This window comes from Pseudomonas sp. ACN5 (genome assembly GCF_002303975.1).
Classification (GTDB): Bacteria; Pseudomonadota; Gammaproteobacteria; order Pseudomonadales; family Pseudomonadaceae; genus Aquipseudomonas; species Aquipseudomonas laurylsulfatiphila.
Genome location: NZ_MRCP01000007.1, coordinates 75474 through 98312, shown reverse-complemented (window position 1 = coordinate 98312; position 22839 = coordinate 75474). Strand labels below are relative to the sequence as shown.

Sequence of the window (22839 nt, the reverse complement as noted above, 5' to 3'; positions counted from 1 at the left end):
TCGCGAAGAGGCCGTCCGCATCAGCGCAAGGTTTCAGTCAAACATGAACAGCGCATCATTGCTGAACTGCCCTTCGAACCGCCCCGCCGGCATCGGCCGGCCGAACAGGTAACCCTGCACCTCGTCGCAACCGTGTTCCCTTAGAAAATCAAGCTGCTCGTGGGTTTCCACACCCTCGGCGATCACCGCCAGGTTAAGACTGTGGGCCATGGCGATGATCGCCCGGGCGATCTGCGCATCCTGTTCGCCCGAAGGCAATCCGTCGACGAAGGTACGGTCGATTTTCAGTACGTCGATCGGGAACTGCTTGAGGTAGTTGAGCGATGAGTAACCGGTGCCGAAATCGTCGACTGCAATGCTCAGGCCGAGGTTCTTCAGGCCGTCGAGGATCTGCATCGCCTCGCTGACTTCGCGCATCAGGATACTTTCGGTGAGTTCCAGTTCCAGGCACGCCGGCGGCAGGCCGGTTTCCTTGAGGATGGTGGCAATGCGCGTACCGAGCTGGCCGTCGGAGAACTGCCGCGCCGAGATGTTCACCGACACCTTCGGCACCCGTACCCTGGCCTGATGCCAGGCCTTGAGTTGACGGCAGGCTTCGCTGATCACCCAGTCGCCGACATCCACCACCAGCCCGAGCTCTTCGAGCACCGGTATGAAATCCCCCGGCGGCACCAGCCCGCGGCGGGGATGACGCCAGCGCAACAGCGCCTCGGCACCGGTCAGGCGCTTGCCGTCGCCGCTGAACTGCGGCTGGTAATACAGCACGAATTCGTTCTGTTCCAGGGCATGGCGCAAATCGCTTTCCAGTTCCAGTCGCTCCAGGGCGCTGGCGTTCATGTCCGCCTGATAGAACTGGAAGTTGTTCTTGCCACGCTCCTTGGCGTGGTACATCGCCGTGTCGGCGTTCTTCATCAACTGGCTGAGTTCGTTGCCGTCCTGCGGACTCAGGGCGATGCCGATACTGGCCGTGACGAAGAACTCGCGGCCCTCGAGCACAAAGGGTTTCACCAGGCTGGCGAGTATCTGTTCGGCCACGTGGATGGCCCGGTTCAAGGCGATTTCACGGTTGGCTCGCGGTTGCAGGAGCAAGGTGAATTCGTCACCGCCCATGCGCGCCACCGTGTCGTCATCGTCGACGCAACCGAGCAGGCGCGTGGCCATCTCCTTGAGCATGCGGTCGCCGGCGGCGTGGCCGAGGGAGTCGTTGATCGGTTTGAAACGATCGAGATCGAGGAACATCAGCACCACCCACGACTTCTGCCGTTCGGCCGATTGCAATGCCGTGTACAGGCGATCCTGGAACAGCGTGCGGTTGGGCAGGTGGGTCAGGGCGTCGTAGTAGGCGAGGCGATGAATCCGCTGCTCGCTGGCCTTGCGCTCGCTGATGTCGCTGAAGAAACACACATAACTGGCCAGGTCGCCTTCGTCGTCGAGTACGGCGGTAATCCCGACCCAGGCCGGGTAATGCTCGCCGTTGCGGCGCTTGAGCCAGACTTCGCCTTCCCAGGTACTGTGCTGGCCCAATTGCTTGAGCACATAACGCAGATGCGCTTCCTGCTGCTCGTCGACGGTCAGCATGTTCGGCAACTGGTCGAGCACCTGTTCCACGGCATAGCCGCTGACACGGCTGAAGGCTTCGTTGGCCTGGACGATGTAGCCGGCCGGGTCGGTGATCAGGATCGCCGAGGTCGAGTGCTCGAATACCGTGGCGGCCATGCGCAAGTCTTTTTCGGCCCGGCGTTGCTGGCTGATGTCGCGGCCGACGCCGAGCACGCCTTCGAACGTCCCGTGCTCGTCCCAGACCAATACCAGGCGCAGTTCGATCGGGATCTTGCGCCCGTCGGCCCGCAGGCAATCGAACAGGAACAGTTGGGTTTGTACCTGGCTGCGTAACACCGCCAGTTGGTCCGGCTGATCCAGCGCCTTGCTGACCCGGTCCATCAGGTGGTAGATGCCGGTCAGTTGTTGCGGGTTGGCGATGGTCGATTGCCAGCCGTTCTGGAAGATCCACTCGGCGTCATAGCCCAGCACGGCTTGCACCGAAGGGCTGACGTAATTGAGGTTGAGGCGGTTGTCAGTGGAGAAAATCACGTCGCTGATGCTTTCGGCGAGCATGCGGTAGCGCTGCTCGCTGTCGCGCAGGGATTCGCTGGCTTCGATCTGGTCGGTGATGTCCTTGGCCACGCCGATGATCCGCGTGACCTGGTCCTCGTTGTCCCGCGCCAGTGCCTGCTCGCGAATCTCGAAGCGTCGCCACTGGCCGTCCCGATGGCGGAAGCGCAACTGACACTGCATCAACTGGCGATAACCGGCCTGGCGCTGGATCTGGCGGGAGCGGTGGTAATAGTCGGCGTCTTCGGGGTGCAGGAGGATTTCCCAGAAGTATTCGCCCATCTGGTGCAGTTCGGTGCGGTTGTAACCCAGTGTCTGGCCCAGATGGTGGTTGCTGTAGATCATGCGCTGGCTGATTACATCCTGCACATACAGATGATCCGGTACGGTACGCACCACGTCCGACCAAAACCCTTCGCGTTCCTGCAACGACAGTTCGATGAGCTTGCGGCTGGTGATGTCGGTGATGCTCAAAATTACCGATTTATAGTCGTCCTGGGTTTGCGGCAGGCGCAGTACCAGCCACAGGTGCTGGTCGCGACCGCCGGCATCCTGCAATTTGATTTCCAGCTCAAGCTGTTGCTGCTGATTGAGCACCGCGTCGAGCACCTGGTTGCCGATGGCGGTGCCGTCCAGGGGATGGCCGTCGATCAGCAGCTTCCAGGCTTTATTGGCGTTATCGACATTGAGCAACTGCAGTGCGACCTGGTTGACCTCGGTGATCCGCAGCTCCTGCAGCAGTTGTCGGCGTTTTTCCGGGATCGCCAGCCACGCTTGCAGTTGTTCGCTGTCCTGCAGGTGTGCCTTGTCGAAAAAGCTCTTCAGCCCGGACATGTCGAGGACACACAAGGCCACACCGGTGCCTTCGAAAATGTCCTGATAGCGTCGGCGGCCTTCATTCAATTGGCGTTGACGCCGGCGCATGTTCAGCAAAGCGATGAACGGCAGCATGGAAAACGCCAGGCCCAGCAGGCATTTGCCGATGAACGCCGGTAGCAGTTCTTCCAGTACGCGCTGACGGTCAAACAAGCCGCGCAATTGCCAATCGCTGCTGCTCAGCGGAACCGTCAGCACACTGTTGGCGACATCGTCCTCGGTCAGTGTGCCCGGATTGACCGAGGGCAGCCCTTTGTCACGGCTGATGATCTGATGATTGATGCGGTTTTCCACCAGCCACAACGGACGGCTGCCGGTCTCGCTTTGCTTGGTCAAGGACGAAAAGAAGGTCGGTGTCAGGCGCAAGGCCCAGTAGCCCCGGGAACTGCCGCTGGCCTGATGCAACAATAAATGCACCACGGAACCATCGGTGGCGTTGCTGAAGTAGTGCGCCTGGGCATGGCTGCGGCGTACCAGTTCACCCAGGTAGTCGCTGTCTTCGCTGTCGGGAGCGCTGTCACTGATGACTTTTCCCGAGGGGCTGAGCAAGGCCAGGCTGCGCAGTTCCGGCAGCGACTGTTGCAGCTTGCGCAGCAGGGCCTGCAGCTCATCGGCATCCTGCGGTTGCTCGACGATGGGCAACAGGTTGAGGGCAATCTGGGCGTTGAGTGCCATGTTGAGGCTGACCTGCGCGGCCAGGTCGGCGGTGTAGTCGATGGTGTACTGGCGCTGGTTTTTCTGGGTTTCGCGCAACTGATCGAGTAACTGCCAGAACAGCAATGCCAGCAACAACAATGCAAGTGTCGCCAAGGTGCCCTTCAAGGTCCCGCGCAGGGGGGAGCCGGGCGCTGTGGTCGGCGCACTGGAAGTCAGGGGCGGAGGGACATTGGACAAGCTGTAATCCTGCGGTTTGGCTGGACTGGCGCGACGTGCACTATAAGCCGGACGCCCGAAGGGCGGCTAGCATGCCTTGAGTTGTGGCGAAGTGCCAGCCCCAGCCCGTCGGCTGGACTGCCATCGGTCATTAAGGTAGCTTTGCCGGTTACGCGGGAGCGTTCCAGCTCCTAGACTCAGACTTTTTCAGCGCGCACGTATTGATAGCCTCAAGCGAGCGACGCGCACGGTCTGGCCGGGCATTGCCTGCGCTCCAATCATTCATCAGTCACTGACCCTAGGTTCTCCATGGCTCAATACGTATTCACCATGCATCGGCTGGGCAAAGTTGTTCCGCCGAAGCGGGAAATCCTGAAAAACATTTCTCTTTCGTTCTTCCCCGGCGCCAAGATCGGTGTGCTCGGCCTTAACGGTTCGGGTAAGTCCACGCTGTTGAAAATCATGGCTGGCGTCGACACCGAGTTCGAGGGCGAAGCCCGTCCGATGCCGGAGTTGAACATCGGCTACCTGCCGCAGGAACCACAACTGGATCCGACCAAGACCGTGCGTGAAGTGGTCGAGGAAGCGGTCAGCGTGATCAAGGACGCCCAGGCGCGCCTGGACGAGGTCTACGCGGCCTACGCCGATCCGGATGCCGACTTCGACAAGCTGGCCGCCGAACAGGCCAAGCTCGAAGCCATCCTGCAAGCCAGCGACGGCCACAACCTGGAGCGTCAGCTGGAAGTCGCCGCCGATGCGCTGCGTCTGCCGGCCTGGGATGCCAAGGTCGAACACCTGTCCGGTGGTGAAAAGCGTCGTGTGGCCCTGTGCCGCCTGCTGCTGTCCGCCCCGGACATGCTGCTGCTCGACGAACCGACCAACCACCTGGACGCCGACTCCGTTGCATGGCTCGAGCATTTCCTGCACGACTTCCCGGGTACTGTGGTTGCGATCACGCACGACCGTTACTTCCTGGACAACGTCGCCGGCTGGATTCTGGAACTCGACCGCGGCGCAGGCATTCCGTATGAGGGCAACTATTCGGGTTGGCTGGAAGCCAAGTCCGATCGTCTGGCTGCCGAATCCAAGCAGCAGTCGGCTCATGAAAAGGCCATGAAGGAAGAACTGGAGTGGGTGCGCAAAGGCGCCAAGGCCCGCCAGTCGAAATCCAAGGCTCGTCTGCAACGCTTCGAAGAAATGCAATCGCAGGAATTCCAGAAGCGCAGCGAAACCAACGAGATCTACATCCCGGCCGGTCCACGCCTGGGTGACAAGGTCATCGAATTCAAGAATGTCACCAAGGGCTATGGCGATCGCGTGCTGATCGACAACCTGTCGTTCTCCATGCCTAAAGGCGCCATCGTCGGCGTGATCGGCGGTAACGGTGCCGGTAAGTCGACCCTGTTCCGCATGCTGATGGGCAAGGAAACGCCGGATTCGGGCAGCATCGAAGTCGGCGAAACCGTGCAACTGGCTTGCGTGGATCAGAGCCGCGAAGACCTGGACGGCAGCAAGACGGTGTTCCAGCAGATTTCCGACGGTTCCGACCAGATCCGCATCGGCAACTACGAGATCCCGTCGCGCACCTACGTCGGTCGCTTCAACTTCAAGGGTGGCGATCAGCAGAAGTTCGTCAAGGACCTGTCCGGTGGTGAGCGTGGTCGCTTGCACCTGGCCCTGACCCTGAAAGAGGGCGGCAACGTCCTGCTGCTCGACGAACCGTCCAACGACCTCGACGTTGAAACCCTGCGTTCCCTGGAAGAAGCCCTGCTGGACTTCCCGGGCGCCGCCATTGTGATCTCCCACGACCGGTGGTTCCTTGACCGCGTCGCGACGCACATCCTGGCGTACGAAGACGACTCGCAAGCGGTGTTCTTCGAAGGCAACTACACCGAGTACGAAGCCGACCGTAAAAAGCGTCTCGGCGAAGCGGCTGCCCAGCCGCATCGTGTACGGCACAAGAAACTGGCCTGATGTCGAGGCAGTGTTTTGAACAGCGAAGCCCCCAAGGGCAGGCAGTCAAGAGGTAAAGCCTGACTGCTGTTTGCGCCAAAAAAATCCGATGCCTTGCAAGGCATCGGATTTTTTTTGGCCGTTTATTACGTGAAGTGTCGATTTTGTTCACGTGTTTGTAATGGGTGTAATTAAATTATTAGAGTTTGTTTAGGGGCTCTAGCATTATTCGTAACAAAAAACCTCGTGTTGTGATGTGCCTCATGGCTTAAGTGTATTGTGTGTTGAGAGTGCTTCTGTGTGTTTTGTGGTCGTCGGGTTTGTATGTTGTATTGGCGGTGTTGGTATATTCAAATTGTTGTATTGCTGTGTCGTGCTTTAGCTGTTAATGCGGTTGTGCTATTTATATTGTGTAATAATTGGGCGGTTTCAGGTTCGGTTTATTGCGATATGGTGTGGCAGTGTGCTCGTAGTGTGAAAGGAATCTCTTTGATAGTGTTGTGTTGTTTGTAGTTTTTAATTGATGTCGTCACTGTCGATGTCGCTTTGTAGCACTACCGGAAATCAAACTGAATGGATCGTCAAGAATGATAATAGCTGAAGATAATGCTCGTGTTGAAAAGTGCCCAGAATACATAACGGGTACCGCCCAGCAAAACTATTTAACAGCCGAGCACGGCATACTCGAGGCTGCAAAACAAGGCTACAGCCACTGGTATATCGATGGCAGTTTGCCGGGGGAGCGCCCTTCCGACTGGACGGAAAACAGGATTGCGGCCTTGCGTGAGTCCATCTCGAATATGGGCGTAAAGCCTGTTTATCATGGGAACTTCAAGGCCCCGCTTGGAAGTGATGTTCGAGAATTAGGGGGGGCAGCACTTGACTATATAAAACGAGAGGTTGATTTAAGTTCTGCACTGGGAGGCGCACCCGTCATCGTTCATGGGGGTGGAATCGTAGAGCCACGCCTGGTTATCGAGGCTCGCCGTCTGGGACTGAATACCTTGATTGATAACCTGGGTGAGCTTGTTGAGTACGCACGTGAGCGGAATGTAGAAATATGGTTGGAAAATCTTAGCAACTATACGAAGTTCCATCCGTTCTACTATATCTGTGTTGCCGAGGACGAATATGCTGAGGTGCTGGAAAATGTTCCGGGGCTAAAGTTTTTTTTGGACGTGTCTCATGCCCATGTTAATGACGGTGACCCGGTTAAAGTCTTCGAACGGCTGCATCAGCATGTCGTTGGGATGTCCTTCAGTGACAATAAAGGGGAGCGTGATTCCCACTTTCCATTGGGAAGGGGAACCCTGGATTATCCCGGGTTGATCAAAGCGATATTGAAGCATGAGTGGCACGGCCTGGTAGGCTTCGAGACGCGTGGCAGCACGTTGTCCGATAGTCTTGCCTACCTCAATGCAGTAGGCAGCAGACTCTCCGATAAAGTTGCTTGATACAACATCGTCTTTCAGGTCGCTTGGCTGAAGCGACCTGATAAAGTTTGCTGTGCTGACTCTCCGTTGAATAGAAGGTGGCCTCCGTGAGCGCTTCTCGAGAAAAGTTTTGCCTTGGTAGTGATGACTTTATAAAGGGTTGTATTGATTCGATCCCTGTTTGCCTGGCTTTTTTGTTCATGTTTTTCTCTATCGGCGTTTTATTGGCATCTGCAGGTTTTTCTCTGATGCAGTCGATAGTCATGACACTTGCCGTACACGCTGCCCCGCTTCAGGTGTTCATTGGGCAGTCTGATGGGGGGATCACCATTGGAGCGTTAATCATGATCACGCTTCTGGTGAATTTCCGGTTCATGATTATGTCTTCGGTTCTTTGTGAGCAGTTCAAGTCAATATCGTTGACGAAGATGATGTGGTCGGTGCAGTTGCTCTCAGTATCGACCTTCACCCTTGCCAACTCAACCAAAGGCAGCGCTCTGGATAGTTATCGCTACTACTTGGGGTGCGGTATTACCAGTTTGTTTGTGGCTGTTTTGGCAACCGTCATGGGCTATCTCATACGCGCTGATTTGGGTGTCATGGCCTATGCGGTAATCGCGATGATATTGCCTATCCATTTTACTGCATTGGTTGGAATGTCTTGGCCGAAATGGCGACCTGTCGTGGCTACCGCTATCGGGTTTGTTGCTACGCCAATCGTTGGATCCTGGTTAGGTGCATACCACGTTTTTATTGTTCCCTTGGTACTGGGTGCTGTGTTTCTTTCTGCTGATCGCCTGAGTGGTAAGACTTCATGAGTAACTGGATGTTGATTTTGGTTGCTGCAAGCGTTTCATATGTCCTGCGTTTTTTGCCAGTCTTGATATTCCGGAAATATAAAATCAATGGGGATGGAAATGTTTATGTGTTTTTGAATTATTCCGCCTGTGCAGTGATGGGCGGGATCATTTACACCATCGCATTCGGCGACGCGTTGTTTCAGGATTGGCTGGGGCATTTCGAAGGGGGGCAGCTTATAAAACTTATCATGATCCTGTTGTCATTCTTTATTGCAGCGTTTACGCGCAGCGTCATCAAGTCGTTGATGTGTTGTGCTTCGATATATGCCGGTGCGTTGTATTTGCTTTGACGATGTTTCCTTCTTCAGATAGCTAAAGAGAAATGCAGATGAATGTATTCGCAGGCTTCGATAATCGGCCTGGCGAGCTGACTCGCCAACAACTTGAGATCTGCTATTCCCGAGTCACGGATAACCCGCTTGATATCAATATGAGTCGAGGATTGCCTTCGCCCGAGCAATTGAATCTGGCTGATTCATTTCTGTCGCTACCCGGGCAATCACGCTTCGCATCTGCCGCTGCTGGTGATTGGCGAAATTATGGCGGCTTACAGGGAATGCCGGAGATACGGGAGCTCGTCGCGGAAATATTGCTGGGATTGCCGGCCGATCAGATCGCCGTGGGGGAGAACTCCAGCCTCGCCTTGATGCATGAGACGCTGGGTTACGTATTCAGTCATGGCCTCCGGGCCAGTCCGGGTCCATGGGGTAAAGATTCGTCGATAAAGTTTCTTTGCCCGGTGCCGGGCTACGACCGGCATTTTGCGATGTGTGACGCATACAACATTGAAATGGTGCCGGTGCCCATGCTCGAAACCGGTCCGGACATGGACATGATCGAGCGCTTGGTGGCCTCGGACCCGACGATAAAAGGTATGTGGTGCGTACCCAAGTACAGCAACCCATCAGGCACGGTTTACTGTGGTGAAACGGTGGCGAGACTCGCCAGGATGCCAACGGCCGCAGAGGATTTCGTACTGTTTTGGGACAATGCCTATGCAGTACATCATCTGACTGATGATGAGGTGCCGAACCAGCCCATTGCTCGGTTATGTGAAGAGGCGGGAAATGGTGACCGCGTATTTGTTTTCGCTTCGACGTCGAAGATTGTTTTGCCGGGAGCCGGTTTGGCTTTTATAGGGTCATCTGCGGCGAATCTCGCTTGGTGGTTGGGCCATCGAAAGTACCGCACCATCGGTCCCGACAAAGTCAATCAACTGCGCCACCTGCTGTTCTTCCGCGACTGCAAAGGCGTTACGGATCACATGAAGAAACACCGTGAGTTGCTGGCGCCCAGGTTCGAGCGACTTGAGAGCGAATTGTCACACGGATTTGACGGGGTCAGCCGCGTGCACTGGACAAAGCCCAAAGGCGGGTATTTCGTCAGCCTGGATTTACCTGAAGGGTGCGCGCGCAGGGTCGTGGAGCTTGCGCTACAAGCGGGTGTCGCCCTGACTCAGGCAGGTGCTACCCATCCGAATGAACTGGACCCCCGTGACAGCAATATCCGGCTGGCACCCACTTACCTGGATCTTGAAACGCTCGGCGTTGCTGCTCAAGTGCTGGTGCTATGCGTGTTGCTTGCGCTTGCGCAGCGGGAATGCTCTCGATAACGTTGATCAGGCCCCTCGCGGAAGGTGAGGGGCTGGGTCATCAGAGACGGTCCCTATTGTGGTGCGGGTGTTGATTTTTCGGTCCGCTCGCATCTTGCTGCGCAATGGCTGCATCTGTGTGACTGAAGGGGCGAACATGCCGACCACCCTTGAAGTGGTCGACCTGTTCAACGAGGCGGACATTCTGTTTGCACCGGGCAAGGCATCCAACGCCGGTGGTGTGGTGGTGAGCGAGCTGGAGATGTCGCAGAATGCCATGCGCCTTGCCTGATCGCCGCTCGGCAAGTTTTCGCACGAAGCCTACGTTGGCTCGATACGAATCACTTCAATCAATTGATCCCCGGCGGGGCGCTGCCACAGCACTTCGTCATTGAGTCGTGCACCGAGCAGTGCCCGGCCCAGTGGCGAACCCCAATTGATCAGGCCGTGGGCGGCATCGGCCTGATCTTCGCCCACCAGTTGTACACGGCGTTCGGTGGCGTGTTCATCGGCGTAAGTCACCCAACTGCCGATCTGCACTTTCTCGGTCGACGTCGCGGCGGGTACCACCTGAGCGCTGCCCAGGCGCTGCTTGAAGTAACGCAGGTCACGTTCGAGATCGGCCAGGCGCTGCTTGTCGGCTTGCTCGCCTTTTGCCGATTGTTCGGCGTGCAGGCTTTGCAGTTCGGCGACTTTACCCTGCAACAGGCTAAGGCCTTGCGGCGTGACGTAATTGGGCTGCGCGCTGACCTGGCGTTCGACGGGCTGATCGGCTTGCGCGGCGGCGTTATCTTCATTGACGAAGGCACGGCTCATGAAATTCTCCCGATATAGAATTTGGGCCATGGTCGCAGGCATTTGGTTTCACTGGATGTCTGAAAGCGACTTACGGCGAGTGAAAGGCCAGGGCGGCGAGCAGGTCCTCGTGGGTTGACTGGCACCCGGCGATCAGCAACAACACACCCAGCCATCCCGCATACCGCCACGTCTCACGCTCTCAAGCCGATACGAGGCCCATAGAGAAAGTCTAGAGGTGGATTCGCCGGGGGATGTGAAAGGTGTGCATGCACTTTGTCGAACGCCACATAACCCTTGTGGGAGCGGGCTTGCTCGCGAATGCGATCTGTCATTCAAAATTAATGCTGACTGACACACCGCTTTCGCGAGCAAGCCCGCTCCCACAGGGATTTTCGTTGCGTTCGGGTCAGTAGTGATACCACTTCAGCTCAAGCATCACTTCGTTCTCGGCCGACGCCAAATGGCTGAACTCCCGCTGGGCGCTCAAGCGCAGTCCGAGATTGCGGGAGATTTCCCATTGCTGCTTCAGGCTCAGGCTGCGGCGCACTTCACCATTGGTGAAAAAATCGCCCTTGGCTTCGAGGCTCAAATTACCCAGCGGGTTTTTCCACAGCACCCCACTGTTGAAACCGGCGGCCGGCGCGATGAATTCGGCGAAGTCGTTGTTGTGCTCGATACGCACAGTGCCCAAGACAAATCCGAGCATGTCCTCGCTCAGTTGCCAGGTTCCACCACCACCGCCGTTGACATGGCTGACCAGGGTTTGGTCATCGTGCCGGCCCGGCACCCGTTCCAGGCCGCCCGTGACTTGCCATGACAGCGGTTGCAGCAATTCGTTACGCGGGGTCATGGAGCGAATGGTTGCCAGGTCCAGTTGCTGCACCTGCCAGTCGTTGCCTTCGTACTGGCGAAGTTTCAATTGCAGGATTTCGATCTGCGCGCCAAGGGGAAAGCTTTCGCTGTTGTCATTGAGGTCGTGATAAGCCATGCGCAAGCCGTACTCGCCAAAGGCTTTGTCTCCACGGGTGCCGAGACCGAGCTGCCAGGTGCGCGACTCGTGACCGTCTTCAGGCAGGCCGGGTTGCGGGATATTCAGCTCCGGCGCCGGGTTCTGGTTGATCGCCCGCAGCAGTTCGAAGCTGCGCTGGGCGCGCGCCGGATCGCGCTCCTGGCCGTTAGCGCGATAGCGCTCCAGGCGATAGGCGGCATCGATGATCAGCGCCTGGCGGTCGCGGGGTTGTGCCTTGAACGCCGGGTCTTGCAGTTGTTTCTGGTCGGCGCTGACTTTCAGCACCCATTGCTGCTCTTGCGGGTTCAACGGCTCGGCGCGACTGAGCAACTCGCGCTCCCGGGACGGGCGATACTGGATCGATTCCACCAGCCCGGCCGCTTTCACGGCCTTGACGGTGTCGGTGGGGATGGCCGTGAGCGGGAATTGGTCCGTCAGGTGCAGGCTCGGGCGAGCCACTTGCAGCAGTTCCAGCAAGCGGTATGAGCAGTTTTCGTCGAAGAAGAAATAGTCGAATTTGATCTGCTTCAGCTCCCAGACGTGCTCGACCATGCGCGCGGTTTCCTGTGGGGTCAGGTTAAGGCGGTACTCCCATAGGTCGCGGTTTTCCAGGCTGCGGTATTCCGAGAGCTTTTCCTGATAGGGCACCATCGCGAACAGGCCGGGATAACCGCCCATCAGGCCTTTCCAGGCATAGATGATGCTGTTGTCCGAGCCCTCGATGTAGGCGCCGAAGTTGATCGCGTAACTGAGCAGCGACGTCTTGTCGCTCTTCACTTCGGCCTGGTCGATGCGCAGCAGGGTATGGCCGAACATCGAGGAAGGGCTGTTCAGGTAGGCCGCCGGGAAGATCATCACCGCGCTGTCGGGCGAGACATCCTTGAACCATTGTTTGAACGCCGCGCAGTCCGGCGTTGGCAGACCGGTCAGGTCGAGTTGTTCCTTGAGCCAGCGGGCGCGGGCCGGGTAGACGCATTGCGCGTGTTGTTCACCGGCACTGGCCGGGGCGTACAAGGCTTGTACAGTCGCCGCCAGTTCATGGTCCGGATGTTCATTGCCATCGGTGGCGAGGAAGAACTTCCGGTCGCTGACATAGCTGCGCCAGCCGCCGAGCTTGGCGGTTTCGTAATGGCCCAGGGATATCCAGAAAGGGTCGTTGGCCAGTTGCTGCAAACGTTGTGGATCGATGTGGGGCGCGGCGGACAGCGGGGCGCAGACACACAGCGCCAGCCAGGCAAGGCGTTTGAACATAGATGGCAACTTAATCGATAGAAACTGAGCCCCGACCAGGATAGTGCCAGTCAGTCAAACCCATTCCATGTGGGAGCGGGCTTGCTCGCGAAAGGGTGGGTCAGTCAACATCATCGTCAATTGATACACCGCATTCGCGAGCAAGCCCGCTCCCACAGGTTTTGCGTGTTGACTTACCGACGCTCCCAAAGAGGGGCAGGTCCAAAAAACAAAACCCGCTTCCCGAAAGAAGCGGGGCGGGTCGAGCTTAAGCTTGAGTTGCGTACTTGGCCAGACGAGGGTCGGCTTTGAGCACGGCCAGGGTGTTGGTATGCACATCTTCGGCAGTCACGTCAGCCTTGCTGAAGATCTGCTGGAAGTGCTCATGAGTGACAGCGGCGAAGTGCGCACGGTCTTCCGGCGCTACGCCCAGTACCACGGCATAGGTGGTCAGCGCTTCGCCCTGACCCTTGGCCATGTCTTCGGACAGTTCGTTCATCATGCCGTTCATGGCAAACCAGGATTTGCCGCCGTAGGTCAGCGACGCATTGGTTGCGCAACCGTTGGTGCCGGATGTCATGCCGAAGGTTGCGTTGCCGGAAGTGCCGTTGGTGGTGGATGCCAGGAAGTGAGCCGGAGTACCACGCTGGCCTTCGAACAGCATGTTGCCCCAACCGCAATCCGGGCCGCCTGGCGCCTGAGCCATGGCGTTCATGGATACAGCGGTGAAGAGAGTACCAAGAAGAATCCGTTTCATAGCTTTGTTCTCTTTATGTGCATACCAGTTTGACAAGGGGTTCTGGCCCGTCTGGTGCCAGTGGGCCGGTCATTAGTCCAGCCGCGCAGTTTGGAGTTTAGGCACGATCGCGGGGTTCCGTGATTTTTTGCAAAAACAATCGTCGCAAACAGTGATTTGGCGCGGCTCTACGTCGGGGTTTCGGCTTGTCTATGCTTTGGCCTGCCGCGCTCCTTGCCAGTCGGGTATGGGCAGCGCCAGAATGCTGCCATCTGCCCCGCCTGATTGTTAAGGAAGCCCGATGCCTGATCCTGTTGCTGCCAGCTTGCGTCTAGCGCCCGAAGCGCTGACCCGTCCGTTTTCCGCTGAACAGTTCAGCTTCTCTACCACCAATGATCTGGAGCCCTTTCGCGGTGTGCTTGGCCAGGAACGTGCGGTCGAAGCCTTGCAGTTTGGTGTGGCCATGCCACGCCCCGGTTACAACGTATTTGTCATGGGCGAGCCGGGGACTGGCCGGTTCTCGTTCGTCAAACGCTACCTCAAGGCCGAAGGCAAGCGCCTGCAGACTCCGGCGGACTGGGTCTACGTCAACAATTTCGATGAGCCGCGCGAGCCGCGCGCACTGGAACTGCCGTCGGGCACCGCCGGTGCCTTCATCGGTGACATCAACGGCTTGATCGACAACCTGCTGGCGACGTTTCCAGCTGTCTTCGAGCATCCGTCCTACCAACAGAAGAAAAGTGGCATCGACCGCGCCTTCAACCAGCGCTACGACAAGGCCCTGGACGTCATCGAGCGTCTGGCGCTGGAAAAGGACGTCGCGCTCTACCGCGACGCCAGCAATATCGCCTTCACTCCGATGGGTGACGGCAAGGCCTTGGACGAAGCTGAATTCGCCCAGTTGCCGGAAGCCGAGCGCGACCGCTTTCACGAAGATATTTCGGCACTGGAAGAGCGCTTGAACGAAGAGCTCGCCAGCCTGCCGCAATGGAAGCGTGAGTCGAGCAACCAGTTGCGTCATCTGAACGAAGAGACCATCACCCTGGCCTTGCAGCCCTTGTTGTCGCCACTGTCGGAGAAGTATGCCGAGAACGCGGCGGTTTGCGGTTATTTGCAAGCCATGCAGGTGTATTTGCTCAAGACCGTGGTCGAGCAACTGGTGGACGACAGCAAGACCGACGCTGTCGCCCGCAAGTTGCTGGAAGAACAATACGCACCGAGCCTGGTGGTCGGTCACTCGGCCAGCGGCGGTGCGCCGGTGGTGTTCGAGCCGCACCCGACCTACGAAAACCTCTTCGGTCGCATCGAATACAGCACCGACCAGGGCGCGCTGTACACCACCTACCGCCAACTGCGGCCGGGGGCCTTGCACCGGGCCAACGGTGGTTTCCTGATCCTTGAAGCGGACAAAATGCTCAGCGAGCCATTCGTGTGGGACGCGCTGAAACGCGCCCTGCAATCGCGCAAGCTGAAAATGGAATCACCGCTGGGCGAGCTGGGCCGTCTGGCCACTGTGACCCTGACACCGCAACACATTCCGCTGCAGGTCAAAGTCGTCATCATCGGTGCCCGTCAGCTGTATTACACGCTGCAAGACCTCGATCCGGATTTCCAGGAGATGTTCCGCGTCCTGGTGGATTTCGACGAGGACATCCCGATGGTTGACGAGAGCCTGGAGCAGTTCGCCCAGTTGCTCAAAACCCGTACATCCGAAGAAGGCATGGCACCGCTGACCGCCGATGCGGTGGCGCGTCTGGCGACTTACAGCGCCCGCCTGGCCGAGCACCAGGGGCGCTTGTCGGCGCGTATCGGTGACTTGTTCCAGCTGGTCAGCGAGGCCGATTTCATCCGCCACCTGGCCGGTGATGAAATGACCGACGCCGGCCACATCGAACGGGCACTCAAGGCCAAGGCCACGCGAACCGGGCGGGTTTCGGCGCGGATTCTCGACGACATGCTGGCCGGGATCATCCTGATCGACACCGATGGCGCAGCGGTCGGCAAGTGCAACGGCTTGACCGTGCTGGAGGTCGGCGACTCGGCTTTCGGTGTACCGGCGCGGATTTCCGCCACGGTGTACCCGGGTGGCAGCGGTATTGTCGACATCGAGCGCGAGGTCAACCTCGGCCAGCCGATCCACTCCAAGGGCGTGATGATCCTCACGGGGTATCTGGGCAGCCGCTACGCCCAGGAATTCCCGCTGGCGATTTCCGCAAGCATCGCCCTGGAGCAATCCTACGGTTATGTCGATGGCGACAGCGCGTCCCTGGGCGAGGCCTGCACCCTGATCTCGGCCTTGTCGAAAACTCCGCTCAAACAGTGCTTTGCCATCACCGGTTCGATCAACCAGTTCGGCGAAGTGCAGGCGGTGGGCGGGGTCAACGAGAAGATCGAGGGCTTCTTCCGTCTGTGCGAAGCCCGCGGGTTGACTGGCGAGCAGGGGGCAATCATTCCTCACGCCAACGTCGCCACGCTGATGCTCGACGAGAAGGTGCTGGCGGCGGTGCGTGCGGGGCAGTTCCATGTCTACGCGGTCCGTCAGGCCGACGAAGCCTTGAGTTTGCTGGTTGGCGAGCCGGCCGGCGAACCGGACGAAAATGGCGAGTTCCCGGAAGGCAGCGTGAACGCGCGGGTCGTGGAACGCTTACGGGTTATCGCGGAAATGATCAGCGAGGATGATCTGAAGGAAGCCGAGAAAGAGTTGGCGCAGGAGGCATTGGCGGAAACCAAGCCTGCTTGATGCAATGACCCATGTGGGAGCGGGCTTGCTCGCGAAAGCGTCTTTTCATTCAACATTTATGTTGGCTGATACGCCGCCTTCGCGAGCAAGCCCGCTCCCACATTTGTTTGTGTGAACATCGGAGAGCGTCGTCGAAATGACGTCAATATTCACACTATGACCATTCGGCGCCTTTCGGTTTTGTCTCGGCCTGCAAGCCAGACTTTTCTTCTATTCTCTGCTCAGGGATATCGACAGTAATCACAGGATCGAAACAGCCTTCACATGGGGGCTGAATACCGGATCTACCGAGGGTCGCCGCCATGTCGCGCAACCTCTGCCTCACCCGTCAATGCCTGGGCCTTGTGACCCGTATCGAGTGTGCCATCCGTCCGTTGGCAGGAGACACGGGCATGTGGACTCTGTTGTTCGCCGCCGGAATGGCCGGTGAACAACCTTCGGCCATCAAGGCCCAAGGCCCGTTTCATGGTCCAATCGCCGCTGAATCAATCCTCGACACCATCGTTGAAAGCCTGACCTTGCATGGCTACGAGTTGGCCGACGATCCGCAAATCTGGTGCCTGCACCTGCAAGCCCAATTGCGGGAAATCAACGGTGGTCGCTGCCGTAACCTGGGCGGCTTCGAGTTTCACCCCGAGCACTGAGTCGCACTATTGATCAAGGCGTGTCATGTCAGCCTTGTCGAGTTTGACCTCGAAACCATATTGCACGGTGGCGAGGTCAGTGCGCTGATAGGTTTCCAGGCGCGTAGGCTGCCCGTAGAAGTAATGCACGGCAAATTGCGCCCGGCCTTGTGCGTTCGCGCCACGGCTGACCGATAGAATTTCCTTCAAGTAATTGCCACTGTCGTCCTTGGCGAAAAAGCGCCAGTCCTGAGCGGGAAACACCTTCAGATTCACTATCAGAGCATTGTCCTTGAGCTCAAGGCCTTTGGGCAGTTGACGGGTATCGAGGCTTTTTTGCTCGATCGTGGCCAGGAACAACGGCATCGAGCCCACTGCGTAGGCCGGCGTTTCCGGAAACAGATTCAGATCGTAGGTGATGGTGCCGCGCAGTGGATCGATCTGGTAGGCCTCCGGTGGCAGCTCGATCGGTTCGTCGCGTTTGCCAAGAGTGTCTTCGGTAAAGAAGCTCACCGGGCTTTCACCGGGGTTGAGCGAGGTGCCCAGCAGTTCATCGTTGAAGCTGCGCAGATGGGTGAATTCGATTCGAGCAGCGCTGGGGTCGTCGACCGACTGGCTGATGCTGACGTTCTTTTTCAGTTGATCCTCGCTCAGCGTTGCCCCTTTTAGCCAGGTTGCGGCCTGGTCGTCATAGACCACCACAGGCAGGTTCAAGGGCTGAATGCCCTTGTCCGGGGTCTCGGCATCGAAGTGCCGGACCGGTAGGTCAAGGTCCTTGCGGGTGACTGTGACGGCGGAAAAATCCAGCATGCTGACTTCGAGTGTTTCGATCGTCCCGTTGAAATATACCTTTGAATAGCGTCGGGTCTGCCGTTTCTCAAAGGTGCGTTGTTCTTCGTCCAGTTGCTTTTCCAGCGTCTCGCTCCAGCTCTGTTGTTGCTGCATCTTGGCCAGTTGCTGCCGATAGAAGGCAATTTGTGCCGCGGTTTCGTTGATCGAACCTGCGCGCGTGATGTATTGCCCGGTGCTGTCCCTGGCCTGGACGATCAACGGGTTCAGTGGTGTTTCACTGACTTCAGGCGCCAGCGGCGCGCTGTCGTTGTATTCGATTTCCGCGTAGTTGTTCGTCAGTGTGAGCAAGGTGACGCTCAGGTTGTCATTGGTGCGGGTCTGGCCGATGTCCTTTTTCGTCAGGTCGAAACTGTAGAGCCGGCGGGGCGCGATGACTTCGACCTTACCCTGCAGGCTCACGGGCTGCGGCTGGTTTTTTTTGTCGATGTCGAGGCCTTCGATGAAGGGGTAAGACACTGTCAGGTCATCGGGGTTGGTCAGGTTGGAGCTCGATGGGCTGAGTTGAATGCCGGGGTCGGTTTCCGACCATTCCGACTGGAAGGCAATGACCCGTTTATTGCTCAGGGTGACGGACTGCCACTCCAGGCCGTGGGGAAACAAAAACGCGGCAGGAACGCTGAACGTGAAGGGAAACACCGGTTGCAGATCGGTCAGGTAGTCGGAACTGGAATCCTTTTGCAGCACGAACAACCCGTTGATGTAGGTGTCGACCAGGGCTTGCGGGGTCGGGTAGTGCTTGAGCATGGCAAGGGCGTCTTCGCCGTATTCGGTTTCCACTGGTTTGCTGTCGAGCTTGAGTTGCGCGCGCTCGAGCAGCAGCAGTGAGCCGCCCAGCTCCGACACGGCATCCTTGAGCTTCGGATCCTGGATGGCGTCCAGCGACTTTTCGAACTGCGCGGTTTTTTCTTCGAGGCTGACCTGGCGTTTTTCATCGCTGGGTGAGCAGCCACTTAGCAGCAGTGCCAGGCAAATTCCGGCACTCGTCAAAGGCAATCGCACATCCATTTCCAGTCTTCCTGTCCAATATCACTGAGCGTTCAATGATTTGGACACTAGCAGAAAAACCTTGATACACAGGTGCAGGTGGCGGATTTTTCGACGTTTTCTGGCAGCTTCTGGATAGGGGCGGGCGACTGATATACTCGCCGCCATTTACAGTCCACATGTGAGATTCAATGGAACGCTTTATCGAAAATGCAATGTACGCCTCGCGCTGGCTGCTGGCGCCGATCTATTTCGGCCTGTCCCTCGGGCTGTTGGCGCTGGCACTGAAATTCTTCCAGGAAGTCTTCCACGTCATCCCGAACGTGTTCTCGATGGCCGAATCGGACTTGATCCTGGTGCTGCTGTCGTTGATCGACATGGCGCTGGTGGGCGGTTTGCTGGTGATGGTGATGATTTCCGGCTACGAGAACTTCGTCTCGCAACTGGACATCGACGACAGCAAGGAAAAGCTCAACTGGCTCGGCACCATGGACTCTTCGTCGCTGAAGATGAAAGTGGCCGCGTCGATCGTGGCAATCTCGTCCATTCACCTGCTGCGCATCTTCATGGACGCCAAGAACGTCGACCCCGAGCATCTGCAGTGGTATGTGATCATCCACATGACCTTCGTGGTTTCGGCATTTGCCATGGGTTACCTGGATAAAGTCACCAAGCACTGATTCGGTCAGGCTCCCTTGTGGCGAGGGAGCTTGCTCCCGCTGGATTGCGAAGCGATCCCGCTTTTTTTGGGCTGCTCCGCTGCCCGGCGCGAGCAAGCTCGCTCGCCACAACCTCTCGCGATAACAGACAAACGGTCCGGCCAGTGGCTTGTGCTTTGATGCACCGAAGCCTATCCCTGTAAGTATGTTGGCTCGCCATTGCGTGAGGTGCGTACATGAACCTGCAAGAGTTGAATGCCTATGCCGTCGCCGGGAAGGTCGATGAGCTGAACCTGATCTCCATGGAGGGCGGCATCTACCTGCTTGAGGCTCGGATGCACGGCGCGGCGTATCCATTGAGCGATGCGCACGGGCACATGATGAGCCTGCGTTCGGTGGAGCATGCCCGTGATGTGCTGCGCTCCTTTCCCAAGCTGCACTTCAACCTTGTGCACACCGTCGTGCATGACGAGATGTGCGGGCTGGTTGCCGATGTGCAGGATACCCTGAAGGTGCCGATCGCCTGACGTCCCTCATCAATGGCATGACATCTGTGCTAGTCTGCTGGCCCTTTTGGTTCCGGGCGCTCCGGGACGCGCTGTGCACGCACGGCAAGTTCCAGGCCGTCCGCACAGCGGAGCAGTGTCATGTCCGAAGTAAATCTGTCCACCGACGAAACCCGCGTCAGCTACGGCATTGGCCGCCAGCTGGGCGACCAACTGCGTGACAATCCGCCACCGGGCGTCAGCCTGGACGCGATCCTGGCGGGTCTGACCGACGCATTCGCCGGCAAGCCAAGCCGTGTGGGTCAGGAAGAAATGTCCGCCAGCTTCAAGGTCATCCGTGAAATCATGCAGGCCGAAGCTGCAGCCAAGGCTGAAGCGGCCGCTGGCGAAGGCCTGGCTTTCCTGGCTGAAAACGCCAAGCGTGAAGGCATCACCACTCTGGCTTCCGGCCTGCAGTTCGAAGTTCTGACTGCTGGCGAAGGCGCCAAGCCATCCCGTGAAGACACCGTGCGTACTCACTACCACGGCACCCTGATCGACGGCACTGTGTTCGACAGCTCCTACGAGCGCGGCCAGCCTGCAGAATTCCCGGTTGGCGGCGTGATCGCCGGCTGGACCGAAGCCCTGCAACTGATGAACGCCGGCAGCAAATGGCGCCTGTACGTGCCGAGCGAACTGGCTTACGGCGCTCAAGGCGTTGGCGGCATCCCGCCGCACAGCGTACTGGTGTTCGACGTCGAGCTGCTTGACGTTCTGTAACACCGATTACCTGTAGGAGCGAGCTTGCTCGCGATGGGCGTCAACGATTACGCGGGCATTCTGAATGAACGCGTGTCTTTGAGTTTTTCGCGAGCAGGCTCGCTCCTACAGAGTCTTGCGACGTTTCTCATAGTTCGATCTTGTGGTGCAGTTCACTGTGCGGGCGCAACGCCCGGGCATAGCAGAACAGAAACAGATTGCGCACCAGTTCCTTGAGCACCACCGGCTCGCTTGAGCTCAGGCCGTTGACGTCAAGGTCACCCTGGTCCTGCAGCTCGTTCAAGGCTTCCTCTTCCAGCACGGCACAGACTTCCCCGGTTTCCCGATGCAGGATCCTGAGGTAAGGGTGTGGGCGGTCCAGCCAGGCATCGATCAAATAAGTCATGGTTCTCATCTCCATTGAAGGTTTGATGAGAATAATTCTTATTCATCAAATAGCAAGGGCCTATTGGCGGTTTGCGCTTTTTTCCGGGTAAAGATTGCGTCAGGTCAAAAGGACTGGCGTCTGGCTATTACCTGGATTGACCGGGCGAAGCGGGGGGGGGCTCCATCCCGTGCGGGGCGCGGGATGGATAACAGCAGGATCAGACTTTTCTGACGAACTCGGACTTGAGTTTCATCGGGCCGATGCCGTCGATCTTGCAATCGATGTCGTGATCGCCATCGCACAGGCGGATGTTCTTGACCTTGGTGCCGACCTTGACCACCAGGGACGTACCCTTGACCTTGAGGTCCTTGATCACGGTGATGGTATCGCCGTCCTGCAGGACATTGCCGACCGAATCCTTTTTCACTGTGTCATCGGACGCCGCTTCGGCTTCACCGCTGGCGGACCATTCGTGGGCGCACTCGGGGCAGATCAGCTGGGTGCCGTCTTCGTAGGTGTATTCGGAATTGCATTTTGGGCAGGGTGGCAGCGTGCTCACTAAGGCTCCTTGGATTCAGGATCGTTAAAAAGCGCACATTATATAGGGTTTTAGGCGGGAGAGGGCAGCAACGAAAAACCTGTGGGAGCGGGCTTGCTCGCGAAGACGGACTCACATCCAACATCTCCGTCGACTGTTACGCCGCATTCGCGAGCAAGCCCGCTCCCACAAGGGATCTTCGTGTCAGTGCGTGCGGGCTACCGCGAACTCACTCAGTTCAACCAGCGCATCGCGGTATTCGCTGGCGGGCAGCGCTTCGAGGCACTTGATCGCGCGGGCCACATAATCGCGGGCCAGTTGCGCGGTGTACTCCAGCGAACCCGAGGCTTCCACGGCTTCGCGGATGCTTTCCAGGTCTTCGATTCCGCCTTTCTGGATCGCCTTGCGCACCAGGGCGGCCTGTTCCGGCGTACCTTCGCGCATGGTGTAGATCAGCGGCAGGGTCGGCTTGCCTTCGGCCAGATCGTCACCGACGTTCTTGCCCAGGGTCTCGGCGTCGCCTTTATAGTCAAGCAGGTCGTCGACCAGCTGGAAGGCCACCCCCAGGTGATCACCGAATGTACGCAGGGCTTCGGCCTGTTCCGGCGTGGCTTCGCACAGGGCGGCGGCACTGTGGGTCGAGGCTTCGAAGAGCATCGCGGTCTTGCCGCGGATGACTTCCATGTAGGTTTCTTCGGTGGTGCTGGCGTCACGCACCTTCGACAGCTGCAACACTTCCCCTTCGGCGATGATGCGCGTGGCTTGCGAAAGGATCTTCATCACTGGCATGGAACCCAGCTCGACCATCATTTCGAAGGAGCGCGAATACAGGAAGTCACCGACCAGCACGCTTGGCGCGTTGCCCCACATGGCGTTGGCGGTCGAGCGGCCACGGCGCATACCGGACATGTCGACCACGTCGTCATGCAGCAGGGTGGCGGTGTGCAGGAACTCGATGGTGGCGGCCAACAGGCGCAGTTCGTCGCCTTCACGGCCCAGGGCCTTGCCACACAGCAGCACTAACAAGGGGCGCAGGCGTTTACCGCCGGCCGAGGTGATGTAATCGCCGATTTTCGATACAAGCGGCACCCGCGAAGTCAGCTGCTTCTTGATGATGCCGTCAACGGCGCTAAAATCGTCCGCCACCGCGCGGTAGAAAGCTTGGGGTTGCATCAGCGACAGTCGCTCCAGAAGGGTTGCGCGGCATGCTAGGACCCACGCCAGCAGGTGTCAAGGCGCGATGGACGGCCCCTTGCAAGGCGCTCGTGCCTTGCGTACAATCGCGCACCCTGAACTTCCTGGGCAGCACCTGCCTTACGCAATTGCAAGCGGGCCTTCCA

General features: G+C 58.1%; 18 protein-coding genes and 1 pseudogene. 11 read left to right on the top strand and 8 right to left on the bottom strand.

Annotated elements, in window-relative coordinates; all coding sequences use genetic code 11:
* Positions 1-33: 33 nt before the first annotated feature.
* Entirely contained in the window at positions 34-3882 is a 3849-nt protein-coding gene (locus BSF40_RS14840; RefSeq protein ID WP_095965659.1) for an EAL domain-containing protein, read from the bottom strand.
* Positions 3883-4170: 288 nt separating this feature from the next.
* On the opposite strand from BSF40_RS14840, the gene ettA reads away from it, so the two are divergent.
* The 6 genes and pseudogenes from ettA to BSF40_RS14810 form a co-directional block, all read left to right on the top strand.
* Entirely contained in the window at positions 4171-5835 is a 1665-nt protein-coding gene (ettA, locus tag BSF40_RS14835) for an energy-dependent translational throttle protein EttA (protein ID WP_007970893.1), read from the top strand.
* Positions 5836-6401: 566 nt separating this feature from the next.
* Positions 6402-7268 carry a sugar phosphate isomerase/epimerase gene (locus BSF40_RS14830; protein WP_095965658.1) on the top strand — a complete coding sequence of 289 codons (867 nt, stop codon included), beginning with the start codon at positions 6402-6404 and terminating at the stop codon, positions 7266-7268.
* A gap of 86 nt (positions 7269-7354) precedes the next feature.
* Positions 7355-8065, top strand: a complete 711-nt coding sequence (locus tag BSF40_RS14825; RefSeq protein ID WP_095965657.1) for an AzlC family ABC transporter permease — start codon at positions 7355-7357, stop codon at positions 8063-8065.
* Positions 8062-8397, top strand: coding sequence for an AzlD domain-containing protein (locus BSF40_RS14820; RefSeq protein WP_095965656.1), 336 nt, complete (start codon positions 8062-8064; stop codon positions 8395-8397). The genes BSF40_RS14825 and BSF40_RS14820 overlap by 4 nt, the downstream gene beginning before the upstream one ends.
* A 38-nt stretch (positions 8398-8435) precedes the next feature.
* Positions 8436-9719 (top strand): aminotransferase class I/II-fold pyridoxal phosphate-dependent enzyme, encoded by a 1284-nt coding sequence (locus BSF40_RS14815; RefSeq protein WP_095965655.1) that lies wholly within the window; start codon positions 8436-8438, stop codon positions 9717-9719.
* 85 nt (positions 9720-9804) lie between these two features.
* A pseudogene (locus BSF40_RS14810) lies at positions 9805-9984 on the top strand (glutamate dehydrogenase); the annotation flags it as partial.
* Between the two features lie 35 nt (positions 9985-10019).
* On the opposite strand, the gene BSF40_RS14805 reads toward BSF40_RS14810, so the two are convergent.
* From BSF40_RS14805 to BSF40_RS14795, 3 genes are all read right to left on the bottom strand, one after another.
* Positions 10020-10514, bottom strand: coding sequence for a GreA/GreB family elongation factor (locus BSF40_RS14805; protein WP_007970897.1), 495 nt, complete (start codon positions 10512-10514; stop codon positions 10020-10022).
* Positions 10515-10902: 388 nt separating this feature from the next.
* Positions 10903-12756: a DUF4105 domain-containing protein gene (locus BSF40_RS14800; protein ID WP_095965654.1), complete on the bottom strand. Its 1854-nt coding sequence runs from the start codon at positions 12754-12756 to the stop codon at positions 10903-10905.
* A gap of 247 nt (positions 12757-13003) precedes the next feature.
* Positions 13004-13492, bottom strand: a complete 489-nt coding sequence (locus BSF40_RS14795) for a DUF3015 domain-containing protein (RefSeq protein WP_095965653.1) — start codon at positions 13490-13492, stop codon at positions 13004-13006.
* Between the two features lie 280 nt (positions 13493-13772).
* On the opposite strand from BSF40_RS14795, the gene BSF40_RS14790 reads away from it, so the two are divergent.
* Both BSF40_RS14790 and BSF40_RS14785 read left to right on the top strand, forming a co-directional pair.
* Positions 13773-16211: a Lon protease family protein gene (locus BSF40_RS14790; RefSeq protein ID WP_008052054.1), complete on the top strand. Its 2439-nt coding sequence runs from the start codon at positions 13773-13775 to the stop codon at positions 16209-16211.
* Between the two features lie 302 nt (positions 16212-16513).
* A complete protein-coding gene (locus tag BSF40_RS14785) occupies positions 16514-16855 on the top strand; it encodes a hypothetical protein (RefSeq protein WP_007970902.1) in 342 nt (113 codons plus the stop codon).
* Positions 16856-16861: 6 nt separating this feature from the next.
* Here BSF40_RS14785 and BSF40_RS14780 read toward each other — a convergent pair whose 3' ends face one another.
* A complete protein-coding gene (locus tag BSF40_RS14780; protein WP_095965652.1) occupies positions 16862-18691 on the bottom strand; it encodes a hypothetical protein in 1830 nt (609 codons plus the stop codon).
* A gap of 170 nt (positions 18692-18861) precedes the next feature.
* Between BSF40_RS14780 and BSF40_RS14775 the strand changes: the two genes are divergently transcribed.
* From BSF40_RS14775 to BSF40_RS14765, 3 genes are all read left to right on the top strand, one after another.
* The gene (locus BSF40_RS14775; protein ID WP_007970904.1) at positions 18862-19350 is read left to right on the top strand and encodes a TIGR00645 family protein; all 489 of its coding nucleotides are present in this window, start codon (positions 18862-18864) and stop codon (positions 19348-19350) included.
* 215 nt (positions 19351-19565) lie between these two features.
* Positions 19566-19856, top strand: a complete 291-nt coding sequence (locus BSF40_RS14770; protein WP_015096896.1) for a DUF6482 family protein — start codon at positions 19566-19568, stop codon at positions 19854-19856.
* 120 nt (positions 19857-19976) lie between these two features.
* Positions 19977-20594, top strand: coding sequence for an FKBP-type peptidyl-prolyl cis-trans isomerase (locus BSF40_RS14765; protein WP_007970907.1), 618 nt, complete (start codon positions 19977-19979; stop codon positions 20592-20594).
* A gap of 127 nt (positions 20595-20721) precedes the next feature.
* Here the strand turns inward: BSF40_RS14765 and BSF40_RS14760 are convergent, their stop codons facing one another.
* The 3 genes from BSF40_RS14760 to BSF40_RS14750 all read right to left on the bottom strand — a co-directional run bounded on the left by BSF40_RS14760 (position 20722) and on the right by BSF40_RS14750 (position 22672).
* Complete coding sequence (locus BSF40_RS14760) at positions 20722-20979, bottom strand: hypothetical protein (RefSeq protein ID WP_095965651.1); 258 nt, start codon at positions 20977-20979, stop codon at positions 20722-20724.
* A gap of 199 nt (positions 20980-21178) precedes the next feature.
* Positions 21179-21520 (bottom strand): zinc ribbon domain-containing protein YjdM, encoded by a 342-nt coding sequence (locus BSF40_RS14755; protein ID WP_007970912.1) that lies wholly within the window; start codon positions 21518-21520, stop codon positions 21179-21181.
* A gap of 183 nt (positions 21521-21703) precedes the next feature.
* Positions 21704-22672, bottom strand: a complete 969-nt coding sequence (locus BSF40_RS14750) for a polyprenyl synthetase family protein (RefSeq protein ID WP_007970914.1) — start codon at positions 22670-22672, stop codon at positions 21704-21706.
* Between the last annotated feature and the right edge of the window lie 167 nt (positions 22673-22839).